The sequence below is a fragment of the Paracoccus amoyensis genome, from assembly GCF_014490725.1.
GTDB classification, from domain to species: Bacteria; Pseudomonadota; Alphaproteobacteria; order Rhodobacterales; family Rhodobacteraceae; genus Paracoccus; species Paracoccus amoyensis.
Map to the genome: position 1 here is coordinate 692,295 of NZ_JACOQL010000002.1, position 26,788 is coordinate 719,082.

Annotated in this window: 42 protein-coding genes and 1 other RNA gene; 40 read left to right on the forward strand and 3 right to left on the reverse strand. The window is 61.3% G+C overall.

What is annotated here, in order from left to right; genetic code table 11:
- Window positions 1-172: 172 nt before the first annotated feature.
- The 3 genes from H4P12_RS08260 to H4P12_RS08270 form a co-directional block, all read right to left on the reverse strand.
- Window positions 173-1,015 carry a DNA adenine methylase gene (locus tag H4P12_RS08260; protein ID WP_187793160.1) on the reverse strand — a complete coding sequence of 281 codons (843 nt, stop codon included), beginning with the start codon at window positions 1,013-1,015 and terminating at the stop codon, window positions 173-175.
- 65 nt (window positions 1,016-1,080) lie between these two features.
- A complete protein-coding gene (locus H4P12_RS08265; protein ID WP_187793161.1) occupies window positions 1,081-1,563 on the reverse strand; it encodes a hypothetical protein in 483 nt (160 codons plus the stop codon).
- Complete coding sequence (locus H4P12_RS08270) at window positions 1,560-2,201, reverse strand: S24 family peptidase (RefSeq protein ID WP_246449047.1); 642 nt, start codon at window positions 2,199-2,201, stop codon at window positions 1,560-1,562. The genes H4P12_RS08265 and H4P12_RS08270 overlap by 4 nt, the downstream gene beginning before the upstream one ends.
- Before the next feature lie 205 nt (window positions 2,202-2,406).
- Between H4P12_RS08270 and H4P12_RS08275 the strand changes: the two genes are divergently transcribed.
- The 40 genes from H4P12_RS08275 to H4P12_RS08470 all read left to right on the forward strand — a co-directional run bounded on the left by H4P12_RS08275 (window position 2,407) and on the right by H4P12_RS08470 (window position 26,742).
- Window positions 2,407-2,709 carry a helix-turn-helix domain-containing protein gene (locus H4P12_RS08275; RefSeq protein WP_187793163.1) on the forward strand — a complete coding sequence of 101 codons (303 nt, stop codon included), beginning with the start codon at window positions 2,407-2,409 and terminating at the stop codon, window positions 2,707-2,709.
- The gene (locus H4P12_RS08280; RefSeq protein WP_187793164.1) at window positions 2,709-2,864 is read left to right on the forward strand and encodes a hypothetical protein; all 156 of its coding nucleotides are present in this window, start codon (window positions 2,709-2,711) and stop codon (window positions 2,862-2,864) included. The genes H4P12_RS08275 and H4P12_RS08280 overlap by 1 nt, the downstream gene beginning before the upstream one ends.
- A complete protein-coding gene (locus H4P12_RS08285; protein ID WP_187793165.1) occupies window positions 2,861-3,055 on the forward strand; it encodes a hypothetical protein in 195 nt (64 codons plus the stop codon). Before H4P12_RS08280 ends, H4P12_RS08285 begins: the two co-directional genes overlap by 4 nt.
- Window positions 3,052-3,450 carry a hypothetical protein gene (locus H4P12_RS08290; RefSeq protein ID WP_187793166.1) on the forward strand — a complete coding sequence of 133 codons (399 nt, stop codon included), beginning with the start codon at window positions 3,052-3,054 and terminating at the stop codon, window positions 3,448-3,450. Before H4P12_RS08285 ends, H4P12_RS08290 begins: the two co-directional genes overlap by 4 nt.
- A 14-nt stretch (window positions 3,451-3,464) precedes the next feature.
- A complete protein-coding gene (locus H4P12_RS08295) occupies window positions 3,465-4,307 on the forward strand; it encodes a ParB/RepB/Spo0J family partition protein (protein WP_187793167.1) in 843 nt (280 codons plus the stop codon).
- Window positions 4,307-4,777 (forward strand): hypothetical protein, encoded by a 471-nt coding sequence (locus tag H4P12_RS08300; protein WP_187793168.1) that lies wholly within the window; start codon window positions 4,307-4,309, stop codon window positions 4,775-4,777. Before H4P12_RS08295 ends, H4P12_RS08300 begins: the two co-directional genes overlap by 1 nt.
- On the forward strand, window positions 4,774-7,074 hold the full coding sequence (locus H4P12_RS08305; RefSeq protein WP_187793169.1) for a Mu transposase C-terminal domain-containing protein: 2,301 nt from the start codon (window positions 4,774-4,776) through the stop codon (window positions 7,072-7,074). Before H4P12_RS08300 ends, H4P12_RS08305 begins: the two co-directional genes overlap by 4 nt.
- Window positions 7,075-7,113: 39 nt before the next feature.
- Window positions 7,114-7,887, forward strand: a complete 774-nt coding sequence (locus tag H4P12_RS08310) for an AAA family ATPase (RefSeq protein ID WP_187793170.1) — start codon at window positions 7,114-7,116, stop codon at window positions 7,885-7,887.
- Complete coding sequence (locus H4P12_RS08315) at window positions 7,887-8,480, forward strand: hypothetical protein (RefSeq protein WP_187793171.1); 594 nt, start codon at window positions 7,887-7,889, stop codon at window positions 8,478-8,480. Before H4P12_RS08310 ends, H4P12_RS08315 begins: the two co-directional genes overlap by 1 nt.
- A complete protein-coding gene (locus H4P12_RS08320) occupies window positions 8,465-8,836 on the forward strand; it encodes a hypothetical protein (RefSeq protein ID WP_343069787.1) in 372 nt (123 codons plus the stop codon). Before H4P12_RS08315 ends, H4P12_RS08320 begins: the two co-directional genes overlap by 16 nt.
- Window positions 8,833-9,114 (forward strand): hypothetical protein, encoded by a 282-nt coding sequence (locus H4P12_RS08325; RefSeq protein WP_187793172.1) that lies wholly within the window; start codon window positions 8,833-8,835, stop codon window positions 9,112-9,114. Before H4P12_RS08320 ends, H4P12_RS08325 begins: the two co-directional genes overlap by 4 nt.
- Window positions 9,111-9,380 carry a hypothetical protein gene (locus H4P12_RS08330; protein WP_187793173.1) on the forward strand — a complete coding sequence of 90 codons (270 nt, stop codon included), beginning with the start codon at window positions 9,111-9,113 and terminating at the stop codon, window positions 9,378-9,380. Before H4P12_RS08325 ends, H4P12_RS08330 begins: the two co-directional genes overlap by 4 nt.
- Window positions 9,377-9,934, forward strand: coding sequence for a hypothetical protein (locus tag H4P12_RS08335; RefSeq protein ID WP_187793174.1), 558 nt, complete (start codon window positions 9,377-9,379; stop codon window positions 9,932-9,934). Before H4P12_RS08330 ends, H4P12_RS08335 begins: the two co-directional genes overlap by 4 nt.
- A gap of 1 nt (window position 9,935) precedes the next feature.
- The gene (locus H4P12_RS08340) at window positions 9,936-10,151 is read left to right on the forward strand and encodes a hypothetical protein (RefSeq protein ID WP_187793175.1); all 216 of its coding nucleotides are present in this window, start codon (window positions 9,936-9,938) and stop codon (window positions 10,149-10,151) included.
- A gap of 17 nt (window positions 10,152-10,168) precedes the next feature.
- Window positions 10,169-10,819: a DUF3164 family protein gene (locus tag H4P12_RS08345; RefSeq protein WP_187793176.1), complete on the forward strand. Its 651-nt coding sequence runs from the start codon at window positions 10,169-10,171 to the stop codon at window positions 10,817-10,819.
- The gene (locus H4P12_RS08350) at window positions 10,816-11,445 is read left to right on the forward strand and encodes a hypothetical protein (protein WP_187793177.1); all 630 of its coding nucleotides are present in this window, start codon (window positions 10,816-10,818) and stop codon (window positions 11,443-11,445) included. The genes H4P12_RS08345 and H4P12_RS08350 overlap by 4 nt, the downstream gene beginning before the upstream one ends.
- 16 nt (window positions 11,446-11,461) lie before the next feature.
- Window positions 11,462-11,731, forward strand: a complete 270-nt coding sequence (locus tag H4P12_RS08355) for an HU family DNA-binding protein (protein WP_187793178.1) — start codon at window positions 11,462-11,464, stop codon at window positions 11,729-11,731.
- An RNA gene (locus H4P12_RS08360) (hammerhead ribozyme type II) lies at window positions 11,731-11,806 on the forward strand. The genes H4P12_RS08355 and H4P12_RS08360 overlap by 1 nt, the downstream gene beginning before the upstream one ends.
- A gap of 9 nt (window positions 11,807-11,815) precedes the next feature.
- On the forward strand, window positions 11,816-11,989 hold the full coding sequence (locus tag H4P12_RS08365) for a hypothetical protein (RefSeq protein WP_187793179.1): 174 nt from the start codon (window positions 11,816-11,818) through the stop codon (window positions 11,987-11,989).
- Complete coding sequence (locus H4P12_RS08370; protein ID WP_187793180.1) at window positions 11,989-12,216, forward strand: hypothetical protein; 228 nt, start codon at window positions 11,989-11,991, stop codon at window positions 12,214-12,216. The genes H4P12_RS08365 and H4P12_RS08370 overlap by 1 nt, the downstream gene beginning before the upstream one ends.
- The gene (locus tag H4P12_RS08375; RefSeq protein ID WP_187793181.1) at window positions 12,213-12,647 is read left to right on the forward strand and encodes a phage protein GemA/Gp16 family protein; all 435 of its coding nucleotides are present in this window, start codon (window positions 12,213-12,215) and stop codon (window positions 12,645-12,647) included. The genes H4P12_RS08370 and H4P12_RS08375 overlap by 4 nt, the downstream gene beginning before the upstream one ends.
- Window positions 12,641-13,270, forward strand: a complete 630-nt coding sequence (locus tag H4P12_RS08380) for an MT-A70 family methyltransferase (protein ID WP_187793182.1) — start codon at window positions 12,641-12,643, stop codon at window positions 13,268-13,270. Before H4P12_RS08375 ends, H4P12_RS08380 begins: the two co-directional genes overlap by 7 nt.
- Window positions 13,263-13,655, forward strand: a complete 393-nt coding sequence (locus tag H4P12_RS08385; RefSeq protein ID WP_187793183.1) for a hypothetical protein — start codon at window positions 13,263-13,265, stop codon at window positions 13,653-13,655. The genes H4P12_RS08380 and H4P12_RS08385 overlap by 8 nt, the downstream gene beginning before the upstream one ends.
- 89 nt (window positions 13,656-13,744) lie before the next feature.
- The gene (locus tag H4P12_RS08390) at window positions 13,745-14,758 is read left to right on the forward strand and encodes a peptidoglycan recognition protein family protein (RefSeq protein ID WP_187793184.1); all 1,014 of its coding nucleotides are present in this window, start codon (window positions 13,745-13,747) and stop codon (window positions 14,756-14,758) included.
- Window positions 14,759-14,780: 22 nt separating this feature from the next.
- A complete protein-coding gene (locus tag H4P12_RS19025) occupies window positions 14,781-15,026 on the forward strand; it encodes a hemolysin XhlA family protein (RefSeq protein ID WP_187793185.1) in 246 nt (81 codons plus the stop codon).
- Window positions 15,016-15,519, forward strand: coding sequence for a DUF1804 family protein (locus tag H4P12_RS08400; protein WP_187793186.1), 504 nt, complete (start codon window positions 15,016-15,018; stop codon window positions 15,517-15,519). The genes H4P12_RS19025 and H4P12_RS08400 overlap by 11 nt, the downstream gene beginning before the upstream one ends.
- Window positions 15,516-17,165: a phage terminase large subunit gene (gene terL / locus H4P12_RS08405; protein WP_187793187.1), complete on the forward strand. Its 1,650-nt coding sequence runs from the start codon at window positions 15,516-15,518 to the stop codon at window positions 17,163-17,165. Before H4P12_RS08400 ends, terL begins: the two co-directional genes overlap by 4 nt.
- 8 nt (window positions 17,166-17,173) lie before the next feature.
- Window positions 17,174-18,568 (forward strand): DUF935 domain-containing protein, encoded by a 1,395-nt coding sequence (locus tag H4P12_RS08410; protein WP_187793188.1) that lies wholly within the window; start codon window positions 17,174-17,176, stop codon window positions 18,566-18,568.
- Between the two features lie 203 nt (window positions 18,569-18,771).
- Window positions 18,772-20,115, forward strand: a complete 1,344-nt coding sequence (locus H4P12_RS08415; RefSeq protein ID WP_343069788.1) for a PBECR2 nuclease fold domain-containing protein — start codon at window positions 18,772-18,774, stop codon at window positions 20,113-20,115.
- Window positions 20,116-20,139: 24 nt separating this feature from the next.
- Window positions 20,140-20,802, forward strand: coding sequence for a phage virion morphogenesis protein (locus H4P12_RS08420; protein WP_246449050.1), 663 nt, complete (start codon window positions 20,140-20,142; stop codon window positions 20,800-20,802).
- A 276-nt stretch (window positions 20,803-21,078) separates the two neighbouring features.
- Window positions 21,079-22,221: a hypothetical protein gene (locus H4P12_RS08425; RefSeq protein WP_187793189.1), complete on the forward strand. Its 1,143-nt coding sequence runs from the start codon at window positions 21,079-21,081 to the stop codon at window positions 22,219-22,221.
- Window positions 22,222-22,233: 12 nt separating this feature from the next.
- Window positions 22,234-22,572 carry a capsid cement protein gene (locus H4P12_RS08430; RefSeq protein WP_187793190.1) on the forward strand — a complete coding sequence of 113 codons (339 nt, stop codon included), beginning with the start codon at window positions 22,234-22,236 and terminating at the stop codon, window positions 22,570-22,572.
- 12 nt (window positions 22,573-22,584) lie between these two features.
- The gene (locus H4P12_RS08435) at window positions 22,585-23,535 is read left to right on the forward strand and encodes a major capsid protein (RefSeq protein WP_246449054.1); all 951 of its coding nucleotides are present in this window, start codon (window positions 22,585-22,587) and stop codon (window positions 23,533-23,535) included.
- On the forward strand, window positions 23,532-24,005 hold the full coding sequence (locus H4P12_RS08440; RefSeq protein ID WP_187793191.1) for a hypothetical protein: 474 nt from the start codon (window positions 23,532-23,534) through the stop codon (window positions 24,003-24,005). Before H4P12_RS08435 ends, H4P12_RS08440 begins: the two co-directional genes overlap by 4 nt.
- Window positions 24,006-24,106: 101 nt before the next feature.
- Window positions 24,107-24,412, forward strand: coding sequence for a Gp49 family protein (locus H4P12_RS08445; RefSeq protein ID WP_187793192.1), 306 nt, complete (start codon window positions 24,107-24,109; stop codon window positions 24,410-24,412).
- The gene (locus tag H4P12_RS08450; RefSeq protein ID WP_187793193.1) at window positions 24,409-24,834 is read left to right on the forward strand and encodes a gp436 family protein; all 426 of its coding nucleotides are present in this window, start codon (window positions 24,409-24,411) and stop codon (window positions 24,832-24,834) included. The genes H4P12_RS08445 and H4P12_RS08450 overlap by 4 nt, the downstream gene beginning before the upstream one ends.
- On the forward strand, window positions 24,834-25,274 hold the full coding sequence (locus H4P12_RS08455; RefSeq protein ID WP_187793194.1) for a phage tail terminator protein: 441 nt from the start codon (window positions 24,834-24,836) through the stop codon (window positions 25,272-25,274). The genes H4P12_RS08450 and H4P12_RS08455 overlap by 1 nt, the downstream gene beginning before the upstream one ends.
- Window positions 25,271-25,432, forward strand: coding sequence for a hypothetical protein (locus H4P12_RS08460; RefSeq protein WP_187793195.1), 162 nt, complete (start codon window positions 25,271-25,273; stop codon window positions 25,430-25,432). Before H4P12_RS08455 ends, H4P12_RS08460 begins: the two co-directional genes overlap by 4 nt.
- Window positions 25,432-26,355 carry a phage tail tube protein gene (locus H4P12_RS08465; protein ID WP_187793196.1) on the forward strand — a complete coding sequence of 308 codons (924 nt, stop codon included), beginning with the start codon at window positions 25,432-25,434 and terminating at the stop codon, window positions 26,353-26,355. Before H4P12_RS08460 ends, H4P12_RS08465 begins: the two co-directional genes overlap by 1 nt.
- A 12-nt stretch (window positions 26,356-26,367) precedes the next feature.
- Window positions 26,368-26,742 (forward strand): hypothetical protein, encoded by a 375-nt coding sequence (locus H4P12_RS08470; RefSeq protein WP_187793197.1) that lies wholly within the window; start codon window positions 26,368-26,370, stop codon window positions 26,740-26,742.
- The last annotated feature ends 46 nt before the right edge of the window (window positions 26,743-26,788 follow it).

The window sequence follows — 26,788 nt, forward strand, 5'->3', positions numbered from 1 at the left end:
GCGAACGATGCATCGAGATGGTTGAAGCTGTCAGTTTGTCCAGAAGGTAGTGAACGGAGGTTTCCGAAATCGCGTTCGGAAACCCTGCGTGAGTTCGGAAACCAAGTATTGTTGGATATATCGCGTCAAAACGCCCATTTATCCAGCGGGAGGTTTCCGAAATCGCAAACTGTCAGGAATGGGACTTTTCGACCACGTCCTGACGCCCTGGAAGCGGCCAGTTCGAGATCAGCAATTCTGCCCTGCTACCTGCACCATCGTTGCGCTGACTGCTGATCGTGTAAGTGGTGCGAACCGGTGTCAGATCGAAGGCGCTGAACGTCTCACGCACCTCTGGAAGGTCATTCAGGGACAGGATGAAATGCCCGCGGATTGTGGCGAGCTGTTCTGCCATCCGTTGGAAGTCAGCGCGTTCAAACATCGCCTTGCCGTAGTCACCCTCGCAGCCCCAATAGGGCGGATCGAGATAGAACAATGTCTCGGCGCTGTCATATCGCGGGATGAATGCCGACCAGTCCAGGCATTCGATCGTGACGCCCGCGAGGCGGCTGTGCAGATCCTCGAGCATCGGCTCGAGTGTGGTCAGATTGAAGCGGCCCGGGCGGCTTTTATCGACGCCGAAGTTGCGCCCTGAAACCTTGCCGCCAAATGCGGTGCGCTGAAGGTAAAGAAAACGCGCTGCGCGTTCGAGATCGGTCAGCGTGTCGGGATCGGTCCTGATCAGGCGTTCGAACTCGGTCCGGGTAGTCAACTGGAACCGCAAGCAGTCCAGGAACTGCGGATAATGGCGCTGGAGGATGCGGAACAGATTGGCGATATCCCTTCCCCGGTCATTGATCACCTCGGCTCTCGGCCTGGTCGAGCGACGCAGGAAGATCCCGCCCATGCCCACAAATGGTTCGGCATAGATCTGACAGGGTGCGGCATCGATGATGGCGCAGATACGCTTGGCAAGGTTGCGCTTGCCGCCGAGCCAGGGGGCAACGGGGGCGGTCGGGAGGATGGTGGCGAGCACGAAATATTCCTGTTTGCTGGTTCTGACCAGAACTTAACAGGAACATCCGTGAATGTCCTTGCATATCAACCCGGATCCCTTGGCTTCGCTCCCCTTTCTTCTACGTCGAATCGACCTTGGGCATGATACTGGCAACTGCAACGATCGCAGTCGCACTGTTCCATGGGCAGGGGGACCAGCTCCTTTGGTTGCAACCATCTACCGTAGTAATCCTCGACTGCCTTACAATAATGAACTCCTGGCAGCAGTTCGATATAGGGTCTAAGTTTACGAACACCCGGATCAATGACCTGAAGTATCCGCTGTTCAGACTGGATTCTCTGGATTACCCATCCCGTTATTGAGCCAAGGTTGCGCCCTTCGATGCGATCCAATGTATCAACTGGTATGTATTTGCCTCCAGCGGTCCACTCGACGAGTTCGGCAAGCTCCGAAACAGTGAAGTCGTGCTTGTATGGGCAGCGCTCGATGGCCGCTTGCAAAGTCGGCATGATGTCAACGCTTTCCCCGAAACAGATCACATCGACGAAGTACGTCTCGACCATCATGGTGTCCTGCAGAAATAGACAACGCGGCCGACGACGCGTAGCTGCTGCAGCGAGGCCGGGCCGAGGGTTTCTGGTGCATAGGCCGAATTGTCCGAGATCAAGTCGATCAGGCCATCGAGTCGGCGGCGGACGCGTTTGACCAAGAGGTCATCGCCCACACCGATCACCATGATGCTGCCGTTTTTCACCTCGGTTTGGCTGCGATCGACGATCAGGGCTGATCCGTCAGGAATCGTCGGCATCATGCTGTCGCCATGTGCCCAGATTACGCTGCATTTCTCTGGAACCGCACCTTGATCACGCAGGAATCGCGGATCGAAGGACATTACACCGTCGGCCAGTTCGCCGACAGGGATCGAACTGAGGCCGGCCGCTGCATGCACGTCGCCATATATAGGAAGGCGGATCATGGCTGGCGAAGCACCCATCGGAAGCGTGTGGGGGCGACCATAAGCGGGATGAAACATCTCACCCTCGCCGGTTAGTAGCCAGTCAAGATTAACAGAAAATCTCTTTTTATAATCTAGTAGAAACCACTGATCGGGAAGGCTGTCACCGCGCTCGTATCCGCCCAACGTCTCCGCATTTATACCTAAATCTTCAGCAAATGCTTTGCGATCTCTGCCGTCGACATGCATTCGGACAGACGTAAGTCGTTCTGCAAACGGTGTTTTCGATACTGAAGGTCGTGCCATGCCATAAAACAGATTTTATCTGTTTACTTAACAGATATTCACTGTTATCCCTTTCTTGTGGGTGACGCTTACACGCCACCCGGTTGCCTGAACTACCCCAAGAAAAAGCAGGTGTTGCAGCACCTGCCTTAACTGAAGGAGACCCCTTATGACCAAACGGAAGCCTGTAATGGACTGGCCTGCCGTCGTCGCCGAGATGCATCGCCGTGGCATGACCATGACCGAACTCGCGAAACGTAACGATCTGCCAGTGGGATCGTGCCGCCGCGTGAAAGGCCAGACGCACTACAAGGCGCAGCAGCTCATCGCTGATTTCATTGGCCAGAAGCCGGAAGACCTGTGGCCGGATCGTTATCCTCAAAAGAAGTCCCGCATTCTGGATACGGTAAAATATCCGCCTGTTTCCAGTCAAAAATCCGACGAGGGCACTGACAGCCGGAAGGTGGCGTGATGCGCATCCTGTCAAGGATCAAGGTCAATCCTGACATGGTCGGTGATGCGATCGGCGCGGTCGCCCTGTTCGTTTTCCTCGGGGCGATGTTCTGGATCGGGTATGGCATCGGCCTGCCGACAGGTGGCGACGAGCTGCTGGGCGGTGTGCGATGATCTGGTGGATCGCTGCCTATTACCTTGGCGCCGTGCTGTCGTTGATCGCCCTGGCGATCTTCGCCTATCGCAACGGGTGCATCCTGGGCTTCGGCGCAATGATCGCCGTGGGCGTCTGGCCGCTGTTCTGGCCGGTGATCATTTTTCAGTCCCTGATAGACCCCGATGAAGATCAGGGAGGGCGGCGGTGACCCCATTCGCCATCCCTTACCATGCCGGTCGGGAGGTCATTCATGATTTCCCCGGCATCGGTTTCAGGCCTGCCTGGTATCCTGCCGATTTCGTCGGTCCCAGGCTGGACTGTCCGGTCCCCGTCGCGGCGCCGGATTTGGCCTACCTGTCGAAGTATGACGGGCCGGTAGATCCCTATGGCCATGTTGACGACCTGGCTTCGGTATGGGCCGACGACATGGCCGGTATTCCCGCTTGGTCAAATGGTGCCGATGAACCGGTGCCATGCGATTGCCTGATCCGGGAACCCTATGATCCGCCGAGCCTGCCGGCCCCCGTTCCGGTCCCCGCCTCGGGTGCCATGCTCCTGTCCGTGATTGCCGCCTGGGCGGTTGTCAGGATGCTTCAACGATAAACGAGCAGTAAATCATGTCAGAGACTATCGAGCTTCCGCTCACCCTGATCCAGGTGGGCGCCGATCGTGCACGCGATCTCGATCCCGCATGGGCCGAAGGCCTTGCCGCGATCATCGAAACCCAGGGGCTGTTCCACCCCATTTCCGTGCGCAAGATCGGCGCGGACTTTCATCTGGTCAGCGGGATGCACCGGCTGGAGGCCTTCCGCCTGTTGGAGCGCGAGGCGATCCCCGCGACCCTGTCGCAGGCGGAATCGGATGATGCTGCGCGGCTGGAAGAGGTCATGGAGAACCTTGGCCGCAATGAGCTGATCGCGCTGGATCGGTGCCACCACCTGTCCGAGCTGAAACAGGTCTGGGAACGGATGTATCCGCAGGCTGGTCATGGTGGCGATCGGAAATCTGAAGCGATCAAGTGGCAAACTTTGCCACTTGATCCGTCCGCGCCCGAAATCTTCGGTTTCTCCGAGGCCGTCGCCGACAAGATCGGGCTTTCCGCACGATCTATTCGCCTCGCCGTCAAGATCTGGTCCGGACTCGTTCCGACGGTGCGTCGCCGTCTGGCGGGCACCGCCCTTGCCGAAAAACAGACCGAGCTGAAGGCGCTTTCGGAGCTGAACGCCACCAAACAGATCAAGGCGCTGGACGCGATCCTGAACCGCGATCTGCCGGAGATCGGCAACGTCGCGCAGGCGCTGGCCTATCTGGACGGTGGGACGGTCTGCGATCCGCTGGAAAAGCGCTTCGCCTCGGTCAGCAAAACCATCGCCGGTCTGGATGAAGACACCTTCGACAGCGTGATCGCCGCGCATGAAGAGCGGGTCATCGCCTCGCTGAAACGTCGGGGTCGTCTCTGATGTCTCGCAGCCGTTACCGCGATCCTTTGACCAAAGACCTGTTTGAATGGCAACCGCCCAAGGTTGCCGTCGGATATGGTGATGAGGTCACCGGACGCGGCCGGCTGGACAACCGCATCGCCCGGCTGATCGGCCAGGCGCTGCGGGACGCGCGTGACGACGGTCAGTCAAGAGCTGCCGTCGCCAAGATGATGTCGGCCTATCTGGGCCGACCCATCAGCGAGCCAATGCTGAACAAATGGTCATCGGAAGGGTCCGAGGAACATCGAATACCTTTGGACGCATTCGTCGCTTTGGTCGAGGCGACGGGAGTGAAGGATCTGCTGGGATTTGTCCCTGGCATGTTTGGGCTGACAGTCATCGAGAGTGAATATGCCGAACTGATCGAAGAACGCCTTTTGGACGATCACATCGAAGAAATGCAGGCGCGCAAACACGTCTTGGCGGCGCGCAGGAAGGCGAGACGATGAACGAGATTGCTGTCATCAATCAACAGGAATTCTTTACCGCGGCCGAACTGGCCCAGATTGCGCAGACACGCGGGCTGAAGACCTTTCCCGGCACCGAACGCGGCGTGCAGCTTCTTGCGGAGCGCGAAGGCTGGAACGATTTTGCGGCGCGGGTGTCACGCCCCCGCCCGTCGCTGAAAGCGGGCGGCCGGCCGGCGATGGAATACCATTTCTCGATCCTGCCTGCGATCATGCAACAGACTATTGCGGGCCGGACAGCCAAGGCGGCGCTGCAAAAGAGTTTTAACATCGCCTGCAGTGAAGAACGCAACCAGCTGGTCGAGGCGATCCGCACATCGTCCCTGCATCCGCGTGCGCGGCGGGTGATGGAGGCCCGCGCCGAGGTTCTGACCTCGATCGAGGGTTATGCCGTGTCGGCCGGTAGGGCGCGGTCCTGGGGCATTGCGCGGTTTCTGGAGGCGCAGACCGCCCATCATGCCCGTCAGGAACTGGAACGCCGCCGCGATGCCGGGCAAATCCTGACAGTCGATCAGGTCGCCATGCTGGCAATACCGTCGCTCCTGACCTCCGGCGACGGGTTTCATCTCAGTGTCGAAACGCTCAAGTCAGCGAATGACCGAAAATCGGCACCCCAAATCAAGCGCAGCACCATTTACGACTGGTTCAAGTCCCGCGATGCAGGCGGTGTAGTGGCGCTGGCGCCGTCGACGACGAAGGCCCAGCAACCTGTCCCGGACTGGTTCGAAGGCTTTCTGAAATTCTATTCCGTGCCGTCCAAGCCCGAGGCAACGGCCGCGTTGCGGGCCTATGTCGAGACGCTGACCGCTGGCGTCAAGAAGCCCAGCTTGTCGCAGGTGAAATACATCCTGCGCGAACGGTTGAACAATATCGAGCGCAATGTCGGGCGCGAGGGATTACTGACGCTGCGCTCGCGGCTGGCCTATATCACCCGCACGACGGAAGACATGTGGCCGACCACTATCTATTCGGCCGATGGCAAGACCTTCGATGCCGAGATCGCGGATCCGGTGACCAAGAGGCCGATCCGACCCGAGATCACCACCGTGATCGATGTGGTGACCCGCAAGATCGTCGGCATCTCCCTGGCGCGCTCGGAGAACCAGCGTTCGGTCGCCGAGGCGCTGCGGAATTCCTGCTGCCAGAACGGCATTCCGGCGATTTTCTACGTCGACCGGGGACCCGGCTATCGCAACGAAGCGATGGACGCCGATGTCGGTGGTCTGATGGGTCGTCTCGGCATCACCAAGATGCATGCCGCACCCTATGGATCGCAGGCCAAGGGGCGCATCGAGATCGTCAACAAGACCGTCTGGAACCCGCTGGCAAGAACCCTGCCGACCTATATCGGCGAGGATATGGACAAGGAAGCCGGGCAGAAGGTCCACAAGCTGACCCGGAACGAGCTGAAGGAATTCGGCGAAAGCCGCCTGCTGCCCGGCTGGGAAGAGTTCGTGACCATGTGCGATGCCACCGTCGCCGCCTATAACGACAGGCCGCATCGCAGCCTGCCCAAGTTCCGCGATCCCGATACCGGGAAGGCCCGGCATATGTCCCCCAACGAATGCTGGGCCGCCCATGCCGCCAACGGGTTTGCGCCGGTCAGCGTCGATGCCGATGAGGCTGATGACCTGTTCCGGCCCTACGAAATCCGCACCGCCCTGCGCGCCCAAGTGCAGTGGAACGGCAACCAGTATTTCCACCAGGCGCTCGAAGCTTATCATCAGGAGAAGGTCATGGTTGGCTATGACTATCATCAGGCCGACCGGGTCTGGGTCCGCGAATTCGACCTCATATCCGGCCAGCCGGGGCGGCTGATCTGTGTGGCCCGGTTCGGGGGCAACGCGGAACGCTATGTGCCGCTGTCCTATGATCAGAAGGCCATCGAGACCCGCGCCAGGGGCCGGTTGCGGCGGGTCGAGGACAAGCGCGCCGCCATTGAGGCCGAGCGCGACGGCATGTTGCTGATCGAACATCAGGCTGCCGATGTGGCAAACTTCATCGACCTCGCACCAGTCGATCCGGCGCCGGCACCGGTCCCCGCCGAGCTCCGCCAGGACGCCGAAATCGTCCAGATCGCGCCGGTCAAACCGAAACGCCGCATGTTCGCCTCGGACGAGGAACTGGCGGCATGGGCGCTGAACCATCCCGGCGAACTCAACCCCAACCAGATCGCCGTGTTGCGGCGCTGCATGAAGGATTCGACGGCGAGAAAGCTGTTCGAGTTGTCAGGCATCGACCTGGAGGCGCTTCGAACCCTCCTCCGGGCCGTTGCCTGACCCAACCAGAAACTATCCGGAAGCGAGGAAGAGCATATCATGAAACCTACCTTTGTCGAGACGAGCAATGTCAGGGAGTTCTACGCCTCCCTGAAGAAGGTGAACGAGCGCGGCGCCGACGAGGCATGCCTTGTCGTCGTCGACGGCCAGCCGGGGCTTGGCAAGACCACCACGCTGAACCGCTGGGTCACCCAGACCGGCAGCGTCTATCTGCGCGCCCAGGTCGGCTGGGATTACAACTGGTTTATCCAGGAGCTGCTGTCCGAACTCTCGGTCGACCCCAAGAGCATTCGCGGTAAGCGCGACCGTTTCGCCAGAGTGCTGTCGGAGTTGTCGGAGCGTGCGGAACGCGCGGCGTTTCAGGACAAGACCTTCGGCGTGGTGATCGACGAATGCGATCTGGTCTCGTCCCGCAAGGAAATCATGGAGGGCATCCGCGGGATTTCCGACCTGCGCCACATGCCGACCATCCTTGTCGGCATGGGGAAGCTGCGCGACAACCTGCGCCGCTTCCCCCAGATCGAAAGCCGGGGCCCCAACAAGGTGGCCTTCAAGCCTGCCACGCTGCAGGACGCCCGCGCCCTGATCGATGGGCGCTGCGAGGTGCCGGTCGCCGATGACCTGGTGCATTTCGTGTGGCAGCGCTCACGCGGCTATAACCGCGAAATCCTTGATGCCATCGCCCATATCGAACGCTTCGGCCTGCGCGCCGATGTCGATGAGGGTGGCGTGACCATGGCAGACATGGCCCGCCAGGCGATCATGACCGATCGCACCACGGGCAAGGAAATCTTCGTGCCGGAGGCCGCGTGATGGTCGATCGCCACCATCCCGGCAAGGCGCCCATGGCGCTGCTGCAGCTGCTTGCTGGCGGCGGGATCATGACCGTGCGGGAAATCGAGGCGCAACTGGATCTGACCCGGCGGCAGATCTCGGATGCGGCGGCCTGCCTGTCGCGGCGTGACTATCTGCATTGGCTGGGCGCAGGCCGTTACCAGCTGAATGGTGACGGTCTGGCGGCAGCGGCCCGTGGCGAGGTGATCAAATCCGGTCCGCGTGGCGGGCACAACCGCATCCGTGATGTCAGGAATACGCTGCGGGAACGTGTCTGGCGGTCGATGCGGTTGCGCAAGAGCTTCACCGTGCCCGACCTGATTTCGGACGCGGCCACCGATCAGGACCGTCGACCGCAGGACAATATCTACCGTTATCTGCGGGTTCTGAAAGCCGCTGGCTATGTCGCGGAATTGCCGCGCCGTGCGGCGGGGGCGGCGATCACCAGTAACGGCTACAAGCGCTGGATGCTGATCCGCGACACCGGGCCGCTTGCGCCCAGCGTCCGCGAGAATGTCGCCGCAATCCACGATTTCAACATCGGGGAGGACGTTCCGTGCTCCCGAAACTGAAACTTGATCTGGTGGAGCCGGAATGGGTGACGCTGCTTCGCGCCGAACGCGCCAAGGGCAAGAGCGTCAGTCAGATTGCCCGCGAAACGGAGATGGCGCGGCCGTCTGTCTCGATGCTGCTGAATGGCACCTATCCGGCCAACAGCCTCGATCTGGCGACGCGCAAGCATGGTCCCCGCATCGTCAGGATTTACCGAGATCAGGTGCTTTGCCCGCATCTGCGCGAGGGCATCGGCGCGGCCGAATGCGAAGCCTACGCCTCGGCGCCGATGTCCACATCCAACCCCGAAAAACTTCGCCACTGGCGGGCGTGCCTACACTGCCCGCTGAACCCAACCACAGGAGATGTGAAATGACCGACCCCGCAGTTCAGATCGACGAAAGCCCCGACATCGCAACATCTGGCGATGAGCTGGAAATCCATTCCCGCGCCTGGGCCATGATCAATGGTGTCGTCGACAGCGATGTCGGTCGCCGGGCGCTGCTGCATGCCGCCTCGATGCTTCAGGTCACGCTCGCCATGGGTGAGGCCGATCCGGCAGAGGCGCTTCAGGCCGTTCTCGATGAACACATAGTCGCAACCTTCGACCTGCTTGGCGCCGCCCTCGACGTGGCCGGGGAGAAAACGAAATGACATCCGAAGAATTCATGAACCATCCGACCGTCCTCAATCATGCGGATGTTCTGCTGACGGAGGTGATCGGGTCTCCGTTCAAGCGGCTCGCATTGCTGCGCGCGGCAGCCTGTCTGATGGCCACCTCGGCCAGCGCACATGAGTGCCCGGAAGATGTGCTTGCCCAGATGATGTCCACCTTCTCTGGAAATGCCTTTGCCGCGCTGATGTCGATCCTGCCCGAGCCTCCCAGCCCATCCTGTGAACAGAAAGGATTTATGCAATGACCTATCAGCTAAAAGAGCTTGGTGACGACCGCTTCGAACTGTTCGAGTTGCGCCCCAGAAGTGTCGGCGTGCTGACCAACCGCAGGATTGCCGAACGCTTCGTGGATTTCCTCGATTCGATTGATGAAGAGCACCAGCAGGTTCTGGAAGATATCGAATTCGATATCCCGCTGCCGCAGCCCGACGCCATCACCATCGAGGACGGTGATTTCGATCCCTCGCAGCATCCGGGGTTTCTGCAGCCGGAAGCAACGCCAGCACCTGCTCCTGCGCCAGAACTTGCCAAGCCGGTCGAAGACGAAACCCCGCTGCGGGAAGCCTATCGCCGCCTGGAAGCCGGCGAGCAGCTGAGCGTAGTCGCCGACGAAACCGGCATTGCCATGCCGAAGCTGCGCGGCCTCTGGGCCAACAAGATACGGTATTCGAAGGAAGCCGCCAACCAGGACGAGGCCATGCTGGAGGCGGAATGCACGACCTGCCGCCGCCGCTACCGGCCATCGGCAAGCGACGAGGGTCTGTGCTCCCGCTGCGTCCGTGATCTGGGGCGCAGCTGAGATGATCGATTTCGACAAGATCGCGGCCGAGATGCAGGCGCAGAAGCCGATGATGGCAACCTATCTGATCCAGCGATTGCTGCAGATCGTCGGCGCGCATGGCGACATGCCCGTCGTGCTGGGACATCGCGACCAGAACCTGCGCGAAGTCATCACCCATGACGCCGACGGTGACACCGTCGGCACCCCTATCGAGATCGCCCTGTACGGGTGGTGAATTTCAAGGAGAAGAAGATGTCAGAATTCATACCCCACCCGCTTCCTGACGGCGTGACCGAAATTGGCGGCAAACGCTACATGGCGGATGCCAAGGGCTCGCTGGTGCCCGTCGAACTGATCAAACCGCAGGTCATGCTGGAAGATGAAACCGTGCGCAAGGTGCTCGGTTTCGCCCTGGCCTTGTCCGAACAGATCAGTCGGTTCAAGGGGCATACCGTCGCCGATCTGGGCGAATTCGATGCCCTGCTGTCACAGGAATATGATCTTCGCAAAGGCGGACCCAAAGGCAACCGCTCCTACAAAACGCATGACGGTCTCTATGAAATCGAGGTCCGCGTGCAGGATCAGGTCGAATTCGGACCCGAACTTCAGATCGCCAAGGCGCTGGTCGATGAATGCCTCAATGAATGGGCGGAAGATGCGCGGCCGGAAATCCGCGCCATCGTCACCCGCGCCTTCAATACCGACAAGGAAGGCAAGATCAATCGGTCCGAGATCTTCATGCTGCTCCGTCTCGAGATCTCGGATGAGCGCTGGCAGCAGGCCATGAAGGCGGTTCGGGACGCCATGCGCGTCACCGGTTCGAAGAGCTATATCCGGTTCTGGAAGAAAGAGGGACCGGAAGCCCGTCGCGAGAGCATCACCATCGATATGGCGAATGCATGATGACGATACCGTTCTGGACACAGGCTGGCACTGTCGATCTGGCTGATCTGCGCCCCGAGGATCTGGCAGCCGAGTTCATTGCCGACGCGCTGGCAAAGATCAATCGCTACAACGGTCGGACCTTCGAGACCTGGTCTGTCGCCGCGCATTCGGTGCTGGTGGAACGTCTGTGCCCACCCGAATTTGGTCCCTGGGCGCTTCTGCATGATGCGCATGAATTCGTGATCGGTGATATCACCACGCCAGCGGTCGAACTGATTGCCGTGCTCGGCAATATCCCGAATTTCGACGATGCCCTGGCGCTTGCCAAGGCCCGGATCGATCGTGTCATCGCCACGGCCTGGCATCTGCCGAACCGGTCTTACAACGACCAGCTGCGCCGTGCTGACCGCATCGCGCTCTGCGCCGAGACGATCATGTTCATGGGTGTCATGCCAGACATCCTCGAACCGAGCGATCGCGAAGACACCGACCGCGCCCTGACCATGCTCATGGAAATGCAGGACTGCTGCAAATGGCAGACCGCCAAATCCCTGTGGCTGTCACGCGTCGAACACTATGCGGCTCTTGGTGGGATGACCCCGCCAAAGGCCACATCACCGGCCGACATGGCGTCGGCCCTATAACCCCGAAGGAAAACCTATGAGCAACTTCAACAAAGCCGAGCTGATCAAATCCGTCGCCCAAACGACCGGTAAATCGCAGAAGGAGGTCGAAGAGATCATCACCGCGACCCTTTCCGTGATCCGGGAGGAAACAGACGCCGGAAAGACCGTCAATCTGCCCGGCTTCGGGCGTTTCTCGATGAAACACCGTGCCGCCCGTCAGGGCCGCAACCCGGCCACCGGCGCGGTGATAAACATCGCAGCCAGCAGCTCGCTGGGCTTCAAGCCGACCAAGTCCGCAGCCTGACGCGAAACCCGCTCCTGGCAACCGGGAGGCGGGTCGACCGGACGTGGTGGTCCGGTCCTGATGATGCAGCCAAGGAGAATTGACATGACGATCATCGATGAACGCACCGCCGCGCTTTGGATGCCGCTGCTGGCGTCGACGATCAACAAGGCGATGGGCACATCCTTTTCCATCGCGCTGATGGAACAGCAGGCCATCAATCAGAAGAAGACCGTGAAGAAGCCTATCTGCGGCAATAAAACAGCAGGCGACATGTAATGACCTTTTATCTGATGGGTGATCCTGAGGCCGCGCTTCGTCTGAAATCGTTCAGCAGTTCTTCTCGTTCAGACAAGCAGATCATCAAGATCGAGATCGAAGTGTCCGATCCTATTCGGTTCGGGTATGCGCTTTCGGATTTGGCAGAAGTCCAGGCCGCCCAACGTGCGAAACCAAAACCGTTGGATAAACGGCTGGCACTTCCCAAACCAGAGGTGCGGTCGTGAACCACATCGCGATCATCAATATCGCCAAAAGCCAGCTCGGTCTGGATGAGGACGATTATCGCGCCATGCTGGTTCGGGTGACCGGCGTGGCCTCGCTGCGCGTCATGTCCGAGCCGCAGAAACTCCAGGTGATCGAGGAGATGAAGCGTCTCGGGTTTCGGGTCCAGTCACGCGGCAAACGCCTTCCGGTCTCGGTGAAACCCTACGTCCGTCTGATCCATGCGCTCTGGAAGTCCTGCCACCGTGCGGGGGCGATCGAGAATGGCTCGCGCGAGGCCTTGCGCGCTTTCTGCAAACGCTTCATTGCCCATGGCGAAGAGACTGTCGCTGTGGATCCTGACATGCTGTCTTACGATCAGGCGACGCCGATCATCGAAGCGCTGAAAAAGATTGAAGCACGGGCAAAGACCAAGGGGAAAAGCGGATGCTGACCCCGTGGCCCTTCGGCGATCTGCGGATGTTCGGCTACCAGATGATCCTGGCCGATCCGCCCTGGCCTTATGAGATGCGCTCGGACAAGGGCTATCAGAAGTCTCCGGAAGCGCATTATCCGACCATGCCTATCGCCGCGATCAAGGCCCTTCCAGTTGCGGATCTGGCGGGGCCTGATTGCTACCTGTTCATGTGGTCGACCTGGCCGCATCTTCCTGTCGCCCTCGATGTCCTTCGCCACTGGGGCTTCGCCTATGTCACCGGTGGTAGCTGGCTGAAGCGCACGCGGAACTGGAATGTCGCCATGGGGACGGGCTATGTGCTGCGTTCCGCGACCGAGCCTTATCTGGTCGGAAAGATCGGCCGGCCGCGCCCGGACTCGCGCTCCGAACGCAACGTGATCATTGCCCCCGAGCTCGTCATCGATACGGATCTTATACCCGATTCAATCGAAGCCATCCGCCGCGAGCACAGCCGCAAGCCGATCGAGATGCGCGCGATGGTGGAACGGCTTTGTCCCCAAGCGAGCCGCTGCGAACTCTTCGGCCGCGAGGCCTGGGCAGGCGCTGATGTCTGGGGCAATCAGTCGGATCTCTTCACTGCGGAAGACACCCATGTCTGACCGTCAGGCAGCGCAGTTTGAAGACCTGCCGACATCGCTCGTCGATATTGCCGATGCGCTTGGTCTACGCGTTGCCCTGAAGCTCATGCAGAATTACGGCGGGATGGATGTGCGATTTCCCGCTCGGCCGAAATCCGACCATCCGGTCATCAAGGCTCTTGGTGAAACCGATGCAATTGCGCTATGTCATTTTCTGAGCGGTCAATCGATCTATGTTCCGCGCCGGCCATCCCCCGGGTCGGTCAGGGCGGATGTGCATCGTATGGAAGCCGCAGGTTACGATCGGGCGGCCATCGCGCAGGAGCTGCGCATTTCGATGCGCCATGTGCGCCGGCTTGCAAACGGCGATCAGGGCGACGATCGCCAAGCCGATCTTTTTGACTGAAATTCATGCAAAACCCGGACAAGGTCCGCGTCCGGGGTAAAGACTGATTTGCCATATCTCGATCAACATTTTCCCGATCGAGGTTCCCCTTGGATTACGTCTTCAAAAAACCCGCCCGCAAGGTCACGCGCGTTTTTCTGCATTGTTCGGCTTCTGATCGGCCGGAACATGACAGCGCCGCGGTGATCGATGCATGGCACAAGGCAAACGGCTGGGCCGGGATCGGCTATCACTTCTTCATCCGCAAGGATGGCACGCTCGAGATCGGCCGCGATCTGGAAAAGACGCCAGCGGCACAGGGCGGCCACAATACCGCCACAATCGCGATCTGCCTGCATGGGCTGGAGATCGACAAGTTCACCGAAGCGCAGTTCGTCACGCTCAGGACGCTCTGCGGCCAGATCGACGACGCCTATGGCGGAACTGTAACCTTTCATGGTCATCGCGAAGTGTCGGCCAGGGCTTGCCCGGTCTTCATCTATCGTGATGTGCTGAAGCTCGATGGCGAGGGTTATCTGCGCCAGCCGTCGGTTTCGGAAGGCACCGTTCCGTTGACGGGTCGTGATTTCGGCACACTGGAAGTGTTGCTGTCATCGGCTGCGGTGCTGAAGCTCGGATCGAAGGGCGACCTCGTCCGCGATCTGCAAGCCGCCCTGAAGCGCCTCGGTTATTTCCCGGGCAAGATCGATGGCGATTTCGGCCCGCTGACCGAAGTGGCCGTTCTGGCATTCCAGGCTGCCAATCACCTGGAGACGGATGGCAAGTTCGGCAGTCTGAGCCGTGAGGCGCTGGCTGCGGCCCGGCCACGCCAGTTGCCGCTGGGGCGCTCCTTTGCCTCGCTGGGCGATCTGGCCACGGCCGGCAGCCGGATTGCCAAGGCGTCGCGCAACAACATCGCTGTCGGCGCGATCCTCTCCGGCGGCGGTCTGGCGACGATGATCGACGATGTCACCGGGCAGGCCGATATCATCCAGCGTCTGTTCGAACAGCACGGGCTGGCTGCAGGCGCGGTGATTCTGGCCGCCGGAGCCTTTGTCGCCTGGCAATCGTGGAAAGCCGGACAGGCCCGCGTTCAAGACCATCAATCCGGAAAGACCCTCTGATCCGGAAGAAGAAAGACCTCCCGTGACCGACCTTGTCCCGCATCACGCCGAACACATCGTCCAGGCGCATCGTCGCCTGGACGCGCATGACATGCGCCTGCTCAATATCGAGATTGCCCAGGCGCGTGAGGCCGAACGCAGCGTTCATATCCAGAAATCGCTCGGCGAAATTCAGGAAAGCATCAAATGGGTGATCCGCCTGGTGGTGGGCGCGGTCATCGGGGCGGGCATCGCCTATGCGCTGCGGGGAGGCTTCCATGTCGGCTAAGTCGGAAGACCTGCGCCGCAAGGCCCGGTCGGATTATGTCTATCGGCGGATGATGCTGTCCACCATCGCCATTGCCTATGGCAAGAGCGAGGCGACGATCGGACGCTGGAAAAAGGCCGCGCGGGAACAGGGCGATGATTGGGACAAGGCCCGCACTGCCCATGTGATCGCCGGCGAAGGCGTCGAGGTCGTGGTCTCCTCAGTGGTCGAGGATTTCATGATCCAGGCGCAATCAATTCTGGACGAGATCAAGGACGGCAGCCATACGACCAGCGAGAAGGTCACCATGCTGGTCTCGCTGTCGGATGCGATGACCAAGATGGCGGCCAGCGCAAAGCGCTTTGCTCCCAAGGTCAGCGAATTGGGCGTGGCCCAGGACGTGATGGCGAAGCTTCTGGATTTCGTGCGCGAAGAGTTTCCCCGCCATTCCTCGGCCATCCTCGAGATCATCGAGCCCTTCGGTGAGCGGCTGTCGGAGATCTACGCGACATGATGAAGCGGCCGAAGCTGAAGGCCGCGATCTCCCGGAAGGACTTCCGCGACAAGATCGCGGAGATGGCCTCCGACTTCGCCCGCCACATCGAACTGAATGTCGAAGCCTTTCCCGCCGATCCGGCGGCAAAGGCCGCGCGGCTGAAGCGCGTGCGAGACGAGGACGGGTTCCAGTTCTTCATGGAGACCTATCTGCCCCATTATGTGCGGGGCGAGCACAGCCTGTTCCATCAGCACATCTTCGGACGCGTCCCGGAGATCATGGCGTCATCGAAAGGCGTGCGCGATCTCTTCATCGCCCCCCGCGGGGCCTCGAAATCGACCCATCTGTCTCTGGGCTTTGCGCTTTACAACATGATGCTGGGCAACAAGCGCTATATCATCGAGGTTTGCGACGTTTATGAGCAGGCCGCGCTGCTGATCGAGGCGATCAAGGCCGAGCTGGTGACGAACATCCGGCTGCAGAACGATTTTCCTGACGCCTGCGGCGCAGGCCGCGTCTGGCGTGAGGGCGAGATCGTGACCCGCAACAATATCCGTGTCGAGGGACTAGGTGCGGGCAAGAAGATCCGTGGCCGTCGCCATGGTCCCTATCGTCCGGACCTGCTGTTTCTCGACGATATCGAGAACGACGAGGCTGTTCGCTCGCCAGATCAGCGCCAGAAGCTCTGGAACTGGATCTATCGCGCGGCTTTGAAGGTCGGGCCGCCCGATGGCAGCATGGATGTCATCTGGGTCAATACCATCCTGCATTTCGACGCAGTGACGGTGCGGGCGGCCAAACATCCGACCTGGAACGTGACCGAGTTCCAGGCCGTGGTGAAATTCCCCGACCGAATGGATCTGTGGGACAAGTTCGAAGAGGTCTATCACAACGAGGGCGAAGACGAGGCGAAAGCCTTCTATTCCGCCAGAAAGGCCGAGATGGACGCCGGCGCCATCGTCAACTGGCCCTCGGTTCAACCACTCTTGTGGCTGATGCTGGAACGGGCGGCCGATCTGGCGGCCTTCATGACCGAATACCAGAACAAGCCGATCAGCGAGGGTAATCCATTCGGCAACCTGACCTATTGGGTTCAGCGCCAGACCGACTGGATATTCTTCGGCGCGATCGACCCCTCACTGGGCAAGAAGGGCAAGGGCCGCGATCCGTCGGCGATCCTGATCGGCGGCTTCGACCGGCTGTCAGGAACCATGGATGTCGTCGAAGCCTCGATCCGCAGGCGGCTGCCTGATATCATCATTTCCGACACCATCGCCTTGCAGCGCGAATACAGGGCGCTGCTGTGGTTCGTCGAATCCGTCCAGTTCCAGGAATTCCTGCGCACCACCATGATGGCCGAGGCGGCCAAGCAGGGCGTCGGCATCTCGGCCGTGCCGATCATCCCGAACGCCGACAAGGATCTGCGTATCGAGCGCCTTCAGCCGCCGGTGGCAGCAGGCCTGATCCGGTTCAACAACACCCATACGACGCTGATCGAGCAGCTTCAGCAATGGCCGAATGCCGATCACGATGACGGCCCCGACTGTCTCGACATGCTTTGGCAGAATGGACTGATCTATGCCGGCGGCGGTGGCGGAGGGCGGATCCAAACAGCTTCGGCCGGATCGGGTGGCACTCGGTTGGACGGGTACAGGTTGAGGTAGGAACGAACATGGCACGCCGCAAACACAAAGCACAATCTCTTCCGGCTGCCTCAGCGGCTTCCTTTCTTGCTGATGGCCGCAAGAACCTGCCGTCGGAGTCGCGGGCGCTGATTGCCAATGCCCGCAACGACATCACCATCCCGTTCTATTCCGGGGTGCTTCAGCATGCCGACGAAACCCTGATCCAGCAGGGCAATGGCAAGGGGCTGGCGATCTATGACGAGATCGAACGCGACACGCATGCATTCGCCATGCTGCAAAAACGCAAGAAGGCGTTGACGGCCCGGGAATGGGAAGTGAAACCCGGCGGAGATCGGCCGCTGGATCAGGAAGTGGCCGACCTGGTCGAGGATATCCTGAATATACTGCCCTTCGATCGCATCTGCGAAGATCTGCTGGACGCCACGTTGAAAGGTTTCGCTGTCAGCGAAATCGTCTGGCAGCGCGACGGCAGCCGCATCATCCCGGCGGTTGTCACCGCTCATGATCAGCGCCGCTTCGCCTTTGACCTGGAATGGAAGCCGCGACTGCTGACCTGGGCCGACATGATGGACGGCATCGCTCTGCCTGACCGGAAGTTCATGGTTCATCGCTACGGGATCAAGGGGAACAACCCTTACGGCCTCGGTCTGGGGACGCGTCTATTCTGGGCGGTCCTGTTCAAACGCGAGGGCGTGGCCTTCTGGGCGCATTTTCTCGAGAAGTTCGCCGGACCGACCGTGGTGGGAAAAACCCCTTACGGCCTGTTGACGGAAGAGCAGAACAAGCTCCTGCGCACCCTGACCGATGTCCGGACCTCCTCGGCCGTCACGGTTCCCATTGGCACTGATGTCGAATTCCTCGAAGCCTCTCGTTCGGGCAGCGTCACCTATGAGCAGTGGCTGGCCTATTGGGACCGACAGATCTCGATCTGCGTCACCGGCGAGACCCTGACCACCCAGGTGGGCGAGTCGGGTGGCAATCGCGCCCTGGGCGAGGTGCATCAGGAAATGCTGGAACTCCTGGTCGACAGCGATGGCGATCTGCTGGCAGACACGCTGCGCGAGCAGTTACTGCGCTGGATCGTGGATTACAACCTGCCCGGCGCAGCTGTTCCCTCTGTCTGGCGGCTGCGTCCGAAGAACGAGGAAGCCATTGCCAGGACGCGGCGCGCCAAGGCCGAGGCGGCTGAAGGCACCAGCAAGGCGATCCGCGCCATTGTCGCGGCGGCCGCCGAATTCGAAGATGACGATGTCGCCCGCGACTATATCCTGTCCTTCGATCTGACCGACCGGCTGTCGGACAAGACGATCGCTGCCCTGGTCGCGACCCGGCATTCGATGGGCGAAGTGGCCCAGCCTGATCCGATGATCTCGACCGAACCTGCCTCGTTCACCGCGATCACGCTCAAAAAAAAAGCCTGACACATGGCCGCCATGTCTGCTTCGCAGGACATGACGGGCCGATTGCACAGCTGACCGCAGCGGCGGCTGCGGCGAGCAAAGCCCATTTCGACCGTCGCCTTTCGGGCATCCGGCGGGCCATCGAGGGCGCGGACAGTTTCGAGGATGCAAACCGTGGCCTGCTGGAACTGGCCACGAAATGGACGCCGGATGCCCTGGCCACGGTGATCGGTCAGGTTCTGGAACTGGCCGGCCTAGAGGGGCGCGAGGCGGTTTTCGTCGAGATGGATGGCAACACCAGCTCTTTTGCAGAAGGTTACGAATTCGCTGAGCAGATCGAATTCCTGCGCCAGAAGCGCGGCAAGCCGACCCGCGCCTGGACGGATGCGATGCAGGGCGATCACGATCGCGCCTTCGTCGTCGCCGGCGTCACCGACATGGCGATGCTCGAGGAGTTTCAGGCCGCCGTCATCGAGGGCGCCCGGACCTACGACATCAAGGGCTTCGCCGCCGAGTTCGACCGTCTCGTGGAAAAATACGGCTGGTCCTACAAGGGCGGCCGCGAATGGCGCATCCGGACCATTTTCGAGACCAATATCCGCACCAGCTACATGGCCGGCCGGCTGAAACAGATGCGCGATCCCGACGTGGTCAAGCTGCGCCCTTACTGGCAATACCGCCACGCGGAAACCCGGGTGCCGATGAACCCGCGCGCGCAGCATGTCGCCTGGGACAGGTTGGTGCTGATGTGGGACGACCCCTGGTGGGATGTGTATTTTCCGCCCAATGACTGGATCTGTTCCTGTGGCGTCCAGAGCCTGTCGCGGCCCGAGCTGCGCGCCCTGGGCAAGACCGGCCCTGATCTGGCGCCGGCGATCATCCGCAAGCCTTATACGCATCGTGCGACCGGCGAGATAGTGCAGTTGCCCGAGGGCACCGGTTACGGCTGGGACTATCAACCCGGCAATCTCTGGGAGCGCGGCCTTGTCCCCTCGGCCCTCATCGATGAAGCCGACGGGCTGATCCAGGAGGGACGCCACGCGGTCATCATCGACGAGCCATCGCCCCTCGATGAACTCGTGGCGCAGGCGAGACCCTTCACGGCCGAGCCGTTGCCCGAAGGCTTGCCCCCCGAAGACTATGTCCGGGCATTTCTGCAACCGTTCGGCGCGGATATCGACGAGGCCGTGCTGTGGCAGGATCCCGCGGGCACCCGGATTCCGATCTCGGATCAGTTCTTCCGCGATCGCGGCGGCATGTGGAAGGTGGGCAAGCGCGGCCGCGATATCCTGACGCCTCTGATGGCGGAAACCCTGCTCGATCCGGACGAAATCTGGCTCGGGGTTGCGGCAAAGAACGATCCCGTGCGACCTGACCTTCAGGAATTACTGCTGGATCGCCGATATATCCGCGTCGATCCCGATCAGGGCGTCTTGTCGGTCATGCAGATCGGCCGCAAATGGTGGGAACCCGTCACCATATACCTGCCACAGAACAGACGTGGCGAACCTGACATCCGTGGTATCCAAACCCGTCGTGGTGGCAAGCTGGTCTGGAAAAGAAAATGACGGCCGAGGTGATCCGACCGTCGCATGAAGGGCTATCTGGACACATCACCTGTCTGGCCCGCTCACCATATTATCTTAACCCTGCAAGAGGAAAATATCAAGATGACCGGCATCAGGCTTTCCCTTCAGATCAACGACGCGGCCGCCCGCGATCAGATGCAGGATCTGCTGGACCGGATGGAGAACCGCCAGGGCTTCTTCAAATCGGTGGGCGAGTTGATGGTCAGGTCCACTTCCGACAGTTTTCGCAATCAGCGCGCGCCCGACGGCACGCCCTGGGTCAGCCTGCGGCCGGCGACGATCCGGGCGCGTGAGCGGAAGGGGCAGCTGCCGCTGACGATCCTGCGCTCGAATTCGAAGGGCAAGTCCGGCTCGGCCCTGGCCGGGTCCGTCAGTTCCATCGCCACGAATGACGAGGTCGCCATCGGCAGCCCGGTGCGACATGCCGCGATCCATCAGCTGGGCGGCACCATCAACAAGCCCGCGCGGGCGGCGAAGATCTATCGCAGGAAAAATGCCGATGGGCAGGTCGGTCGGCTGTTTGTCAGGAAGGAGGAGGCGGATGTCGTCACCGATGTGACGATCCCGGCCCATACGATCCGCATACCGGCGCGCCCTTTCCTCGGGGTCTCGGCGGCCGACGAGCGCGCCATTCTGGAGATGGGCATCGAGTGGCTATCCCTGTGAAATCCGACACCCCCGAAATTTGGCCGCTGACGGCCCTGAAGGTGCTGCGGCGGTATCGGGTCATAAAATCGGCCAGAGGGGTGTTAGGCCCCTGTTAGGATCGGTCTCACGGCCATTCCGGTGGCCGTTGGTGATCTGAACCTGCAAAGGTGTTGATTGCGAGGCCGATCATGCGCATGATGAAGACGTGTAAGACCATGAACTGACTGGACCTTGTCCAGTTTTTTTCATTTTGGCAACTGAGCATGGTCGTCCGGAGATCAATCCGGACGAGCCATGACCGACAAACCGCTTACCGCACGTATCGAAGTTTTCCGCTCCGGCACCTTCACGCCGATGGAGGGGGAACCGATCAGCTATTCCGCCGCCGATCTCCGCGCCATCGCCGATGCCTATGATCCGGACGTGGCGCCGGCGCCGATCGTCGTCGGCCATCCCGACACCAATGCCCCCGCCTTCGGCTGGGTCGAGAGCTTCGATTACGATGCCACCGGCGATCGTCTTTACGCCAATCTGCACCAGATCGAGCCGGCCTTTGCCGAATTGGTCAAGGCCGGCCGCTTCAAGAAGGTCTCGATGCAGTATTTCGGGCCGCAGCAGAGCCATAACCCGGTGCCGGGCACTTGGTATCCGAAACATGTGGGCTTTCTGGGCGCGGCCGCCCCGGCTGTGTCCGGCCTGAAGAACGTCCAGTTCTCGAACAATGAAGGCGTGACCTTCGAGGCCGCCTTCGGTGAGCGTGGCTTCGAGGAAGCCGCCGGGCTGTTCCGCTTGCTACGCGAATTTTTTATCGACCGTTTCGGCATGGAAGATGCCGACAAGGCGCTGCCCAACTGGAAGATCGAGTGGCTGGGCGAACAGGCCGATCTGATCCCGTCATATTCCGAGCAGCCGGCAGGCCGCGACAATCCCCTCGCGCCTGCCAACCCCGATCCCCAACCTGAAGAGGAACCTGCAGTGTCCAAAAAGGACGATCCGGCATTCGCCGAACGCGAAACCGCCCTGACTGCCCGCGAACAGGCAATTGCTGAACGCGAGCGTAAACAGACCCATGATGACAACGTCTCGTTCGCGGAAAGCCTGGTCGAGGACGGCCGGCTGATCGCGGCCTCGAAAGACAAGGTTGTCGCGATCCTGGACGCGCTTCCGGGCGAAGCCGCCGTCAGCTTCTCCGAAGGGACGCAAAAGCTGACGCCCGCCGCCGCCCTGAAGGAGGTGCTGAAGGCGCAGCCCAAGGTGGTCAGCTTTGGTCGTCTCGACATGGGCGATGATCCGAATGGGGCCGGCAGACCCGCATCCTTCGCCGCCGACGGCAAGGCCGTCGACCCCGAAGGCCTCGCCACCCACAACAAGGCGCTGGCCTATCAGCGCGCCAATCCCGGCACCGAATATCTCGATGCCGTCACCGCCGTGTCCTGATTGGAGGGAGCCATGCAGTATTTCCAGGACGTTCTGACCCTCACCGCCCCGACCACCGGCGCGTTCGAGGCCTATGACCTCATCGGCTTTTCCGGGGCGAAGGTCGAGGCCGACGATGCACCAGTTCTCGGTGCGGCCAAGCATCCGAACACCGTCATCGGCGATCTCGCGGCCATCATCGTGATCGGCACCATCCGCGTGCGCGCCGTCGGCGTCATCAATGTCGGCGACAAGGTCGTCAGCGCCGCTACGGGCGGTGTGAAGACCGCCGGCGCCGATCCGGTGAACGCGTTCGCCACCGCCCTGCACTCGGCCGCCGATGGTGGCTTCGTCGATATCCTCATCCGCTAAGGAGCGCGCCTGATGGCACCTTTGAATACCCGCACCGCCGCAGTGATCGACCCGATCCTGTCCACCCATGCCCGGGGCTACCGCAACCTCGAATTCATCGGTCACCTGCTGTTTCCGCGCGTCAGCATTCCGAACCGCTCGATGAAGGTTGTGAAGTTCGGCAAAGAATCCTTCCGGATGATGAACACGCGCCGCGCCCCCGGGTCCGACAAGAAGCGCGTCCAGTACGGCTATGCCGCCGACACGGTCTCGCTGGTGCAAGATGCCCTGGAAGGCGTCGTTCCGGTCGAGCATCAGGAAGAGGCCGTATCTGTTCCCGGCATCAATCTGGCGACCGGTGCCATCAACATGGTCCTGAACGTGATCGACCTCGGCCATGAATATGAAGCCGCGCAGCTGGCCCGCGCAGCTGGCAACTATGGTGCCAATAACCGTGCCGCGCTGACCGGCTCGGATCGTTGGTCTAGCCCAGACAGCGACCCTTCGGCCGATATCGACGAGGCGAAAGAGCAGATCCGCCGCATGATCGGCCGCTACCCGAACACCCTGACGCTTGGCCCGACGGCCTTCAACGCGCTGAAGCGGCATCCGAAGATCAAGGAACAGTTCAAGTATACCTCGTCGAACTCGATCACGACCGAGATGCTGGCCTCGTATTTCGATCTGGCGCGCGTGATCGTCGGCAAGGCGGTCTATCTGCCCGAAACGGCGACGGATGACCAGCCGGCGCTGGATATCTGGGGCGATGATGCCATCCTGTCCTATGTTCCGGTGACAGGCGACAACTTCGATGTCCCGTCCTACGGCTATACCTATGAGCTGATCGGCTATCCGCAGGTCAAGAAGCCCTATTTCTGGGAGCCGAATGACAGCTGGATCTACCCGACCACGGCAGAACGTCGCACCTATCTGACCGGCGCCGACGCGGGCTTCCTGTTCCAGAACGCCGGGGCAGCGGTATGACCGCCCCCCGGGAAACCGCTGTCACACTGGTCTCGAGGGCCAAGATCGACGGCAGATGGCGCCAACCCGGTGACCGGCTGTCGGTCGATCCGACCACCGCCGCCGAGTTGCAGGCCATGGATGCGGTTCTGGAGGGCGAGGCACCGGTCACGGATGCCACCGATGCCGAGGTGGCCATCATGGCCCAGACCATCGCCGATGCCGCCGTCAAGGCCGCGGTCGCCGCCGCCACCGCTGATCTGCAGGCCGAGCGCGACGAATGGCGCCAGCGGGCTGAAGACGCCGAAGGCGAAACGCGCAGCCTGCAGGCCCAGCTTTTCGAACTGGAAGCCGAGATCGCCGAGTTGCAGGACGCAGCCAAGCAGGGCGCAGCCTCGGAACAGGCGGCCAAGCAGGACAAGGGACAGGCCGGGGAGCCTCCCGCCGCCAAGCCAGCCTCGAAGAAGGCTGCGGCGGCACCCAAGAACTGATCCCCACCGAACTTCATCAGTTCTTCCGCGCTATGGCAGTGGCGCCTCGGCCGAGGCGGTGAAAATCGCCTCGGTCACCTCCAAACGACAGGAATGGACCCATGGAGAGCCTCAACGCCAGCGACCGCCTCGCTGCCTCGGTGCAGAAAACACCGAACCGGATCTCGCTTCAGTATCTGGAGGCCAGGATCGTAGCCGAAGAATATCTGCACCCGACATCGCAGCCACATATGACCTTGTGCGTTCTCACCCTGGTCAATGGGTTTTCGGTCGTTGGTCAGTCGGCTCCTGCAGATCCTGAAAACTTCAATGCTGACGTCGGCCACCAGTTTGCCCGTTCGGATGCCATTGGGAAGTTGTGGCCGCTGGAGGGATATCTGCTCCGCGAAAAACTGGCGGCAGAATGACCTACGCCACGCTGTCAGACCTGACCGAACGCGCCGGCGTACAAGAAATCCGCCAGATCGCCGACCGCGATCGGGATGGCGTGCCTGATCCCGAGGTGATCCAGGCGGCGCTGGAAGATGCCGACAACGTCATCAACAGCTACGTCGCCGCGAAATATCGCCTGCCGCTGGTTCCGGTTCCCGCCCTGGTTCGCACCTGGGCGGTGTCGATCGCCCGTTACGTGCTGCATCGCAATGGCGCTCCGGACCATGTCGCCCAGGATTACAAGGATGCGATCGCCAGCCTGAAGGACGTCGCCCGCGGCCTGGTTGCTCTGCCGGTGGGCGAAGGCGAGGACGTTCCCACGCCTGTCACCGGCACGGTCATGGCCAACCATCCGCCGCAGGTCTTTACCGGCCGCAAGCTGCGAGGGTGGCGCTGATGCTGCAGCAGCTTCTCGATCGGCTGAGCGGTCTGCTTTTGCCAAACGGCCGTTGGGCCGCCGTCGAAATCTGCGAAGACCTCGATGTCTTCACCGATCGCGCCGGTCAGGTCGACAGCGGCACCGCGCTGATCATGCCCTGGAACGAACGGGCCGATTCGCAGGCGTTCCTCACCGGCGGGTTTCGCCAGCACATCGTGTCGCAATTCGCCATCGGCATGGTGGTGCGTGAATATGATCACATGCTGGGTGCGGATCGCGCCCTGCGTTTCGATGCCATGAAATCCGACATCGAGGCGGCCTTGGCCGGCTGGGAGCCAGAGGGCTTCTCGCAGGGCTGCGAACTGGTGGGCGGCGAGAGCAGCCCGGTCGCCACAGGTGTCAGCATTTTCGTCCAGACATGGACAACCGCCCGTTTCCTGACAGGAGAACCCCGATGACGAAACTCCCCGTTTCCGGCGGCAGCTACGTCCGCGACCCGAAGACCGGTGCGCTGGACCGCCAGCCCGACGAAGCCCAGCCCGACAAAACCCCGCCTGCGGCCCTGCCTGAAGAGGCGACGCCGGCCACCACCCCTTCGCGCAAAGGAAGCAAGTGATGCCCCGCATTTTCCGCAAACTGGCCATTCTGCACAAGATCGAGACCACCTATGGCGTCCTGGCGGCGCCTGCCGGGGCGAATGCGGTCATCGGCAAGAACGTGACCTTCACCCCGATCGAAGCCGAGGAGGTCAGCCGCGACCTCTTGCTGCCCTATATGGGCAATCAGGGGGTCATCCTGACCGGCAAGCATGCCCGGCTGGAATTCGAGGTCGAGATCGCCGGATCGGGCACCGCCGGCACCGCCCCGAAATGGGCGTCGCTGATGCGCGCCTGCGGCTTTGCCGAAACGCTCGAGGCCGGCGCCACCGCGACCTATTCCATTGTCGAAGACAGCCAGGACAGCGGCAGCATCTATTTCGAGATCGATGGCGTCCGTCACGTCCTGTTGGGCTGCCGGGGCACCTTCAGCCTGAGCTTCGCGCCGAAGGCCATTCCGAATTTCCGTTTCACCATGACTGGTCTTCTGGGCACGATCACCGACCAGGCGCTCACACCGGTGACCATGGCCGGCTGGCAAACACCGCTCGAAGGATCGTCGGCCAATACCACGATGATGCTGCATGGCCGGAATTCGGTGGCCGAAAGCCTGCAAATCGACCTCGGCAACACCGTCATCCCGCGGTTCTTGATCGGGTCGGAGTCGGTGATCATCTCGGATCGCCGTGTCACCGGCATGGCGGTGGTTGAGGCAAAGACCCTGGCCGAGATCGACTGGTTCGCCCGAGCGCTTAATCGCAGCCGGGGGGCTCTGTCGCTGGTCCATGGCAAGACGCCCGGCAATATCGTCGAGATCACCGCGCCGGCGGTCGAGATCGGCAAGATCACCCAGGGCCAGACCGACGGCATCCTGAACTACAGTCTGCCGCTCTCGCTCTGCCCGGTCGCGGGCCGCGACGAGCTGGTCATCATCTCGCGTTAAGGGCGGTCCGACATGCAATTCAAGCTGGCGAAGACCTACAGCTACTGGTGGCCCGTCACCGTGCGGGTACCCGATCCCGAAGACCCCGGCAAATACGTCGAACAGAAGCTGAAGGTGCTGCTGGAGCCGTTGCCGCAGGATGAGGTGATCGCGGCCCAGGAGGAAAGCGCGGCCCTGACCACCATGCGCGCGGTCACCGAACATGGCGTGCGTCATATGCTGCGCGTGGTCCAGGGCTGGGACGGCGTCGTGGATGAGCATGGCAAGCACGTGCCCTTCTCGCCCGAGCTTCTGGAACAGGCCCTGCAGCACAGCTGGTTTCGGGCGGCGATCGGCAAGGCGCTGACCGAAAGCCAGAACGGCGAGGCGCCGCGCCTGGGAAACTGAAGGCCGCCGCCCGGGCCTGGGCGCTCGCGCGGCAAGGCCGGGCCGA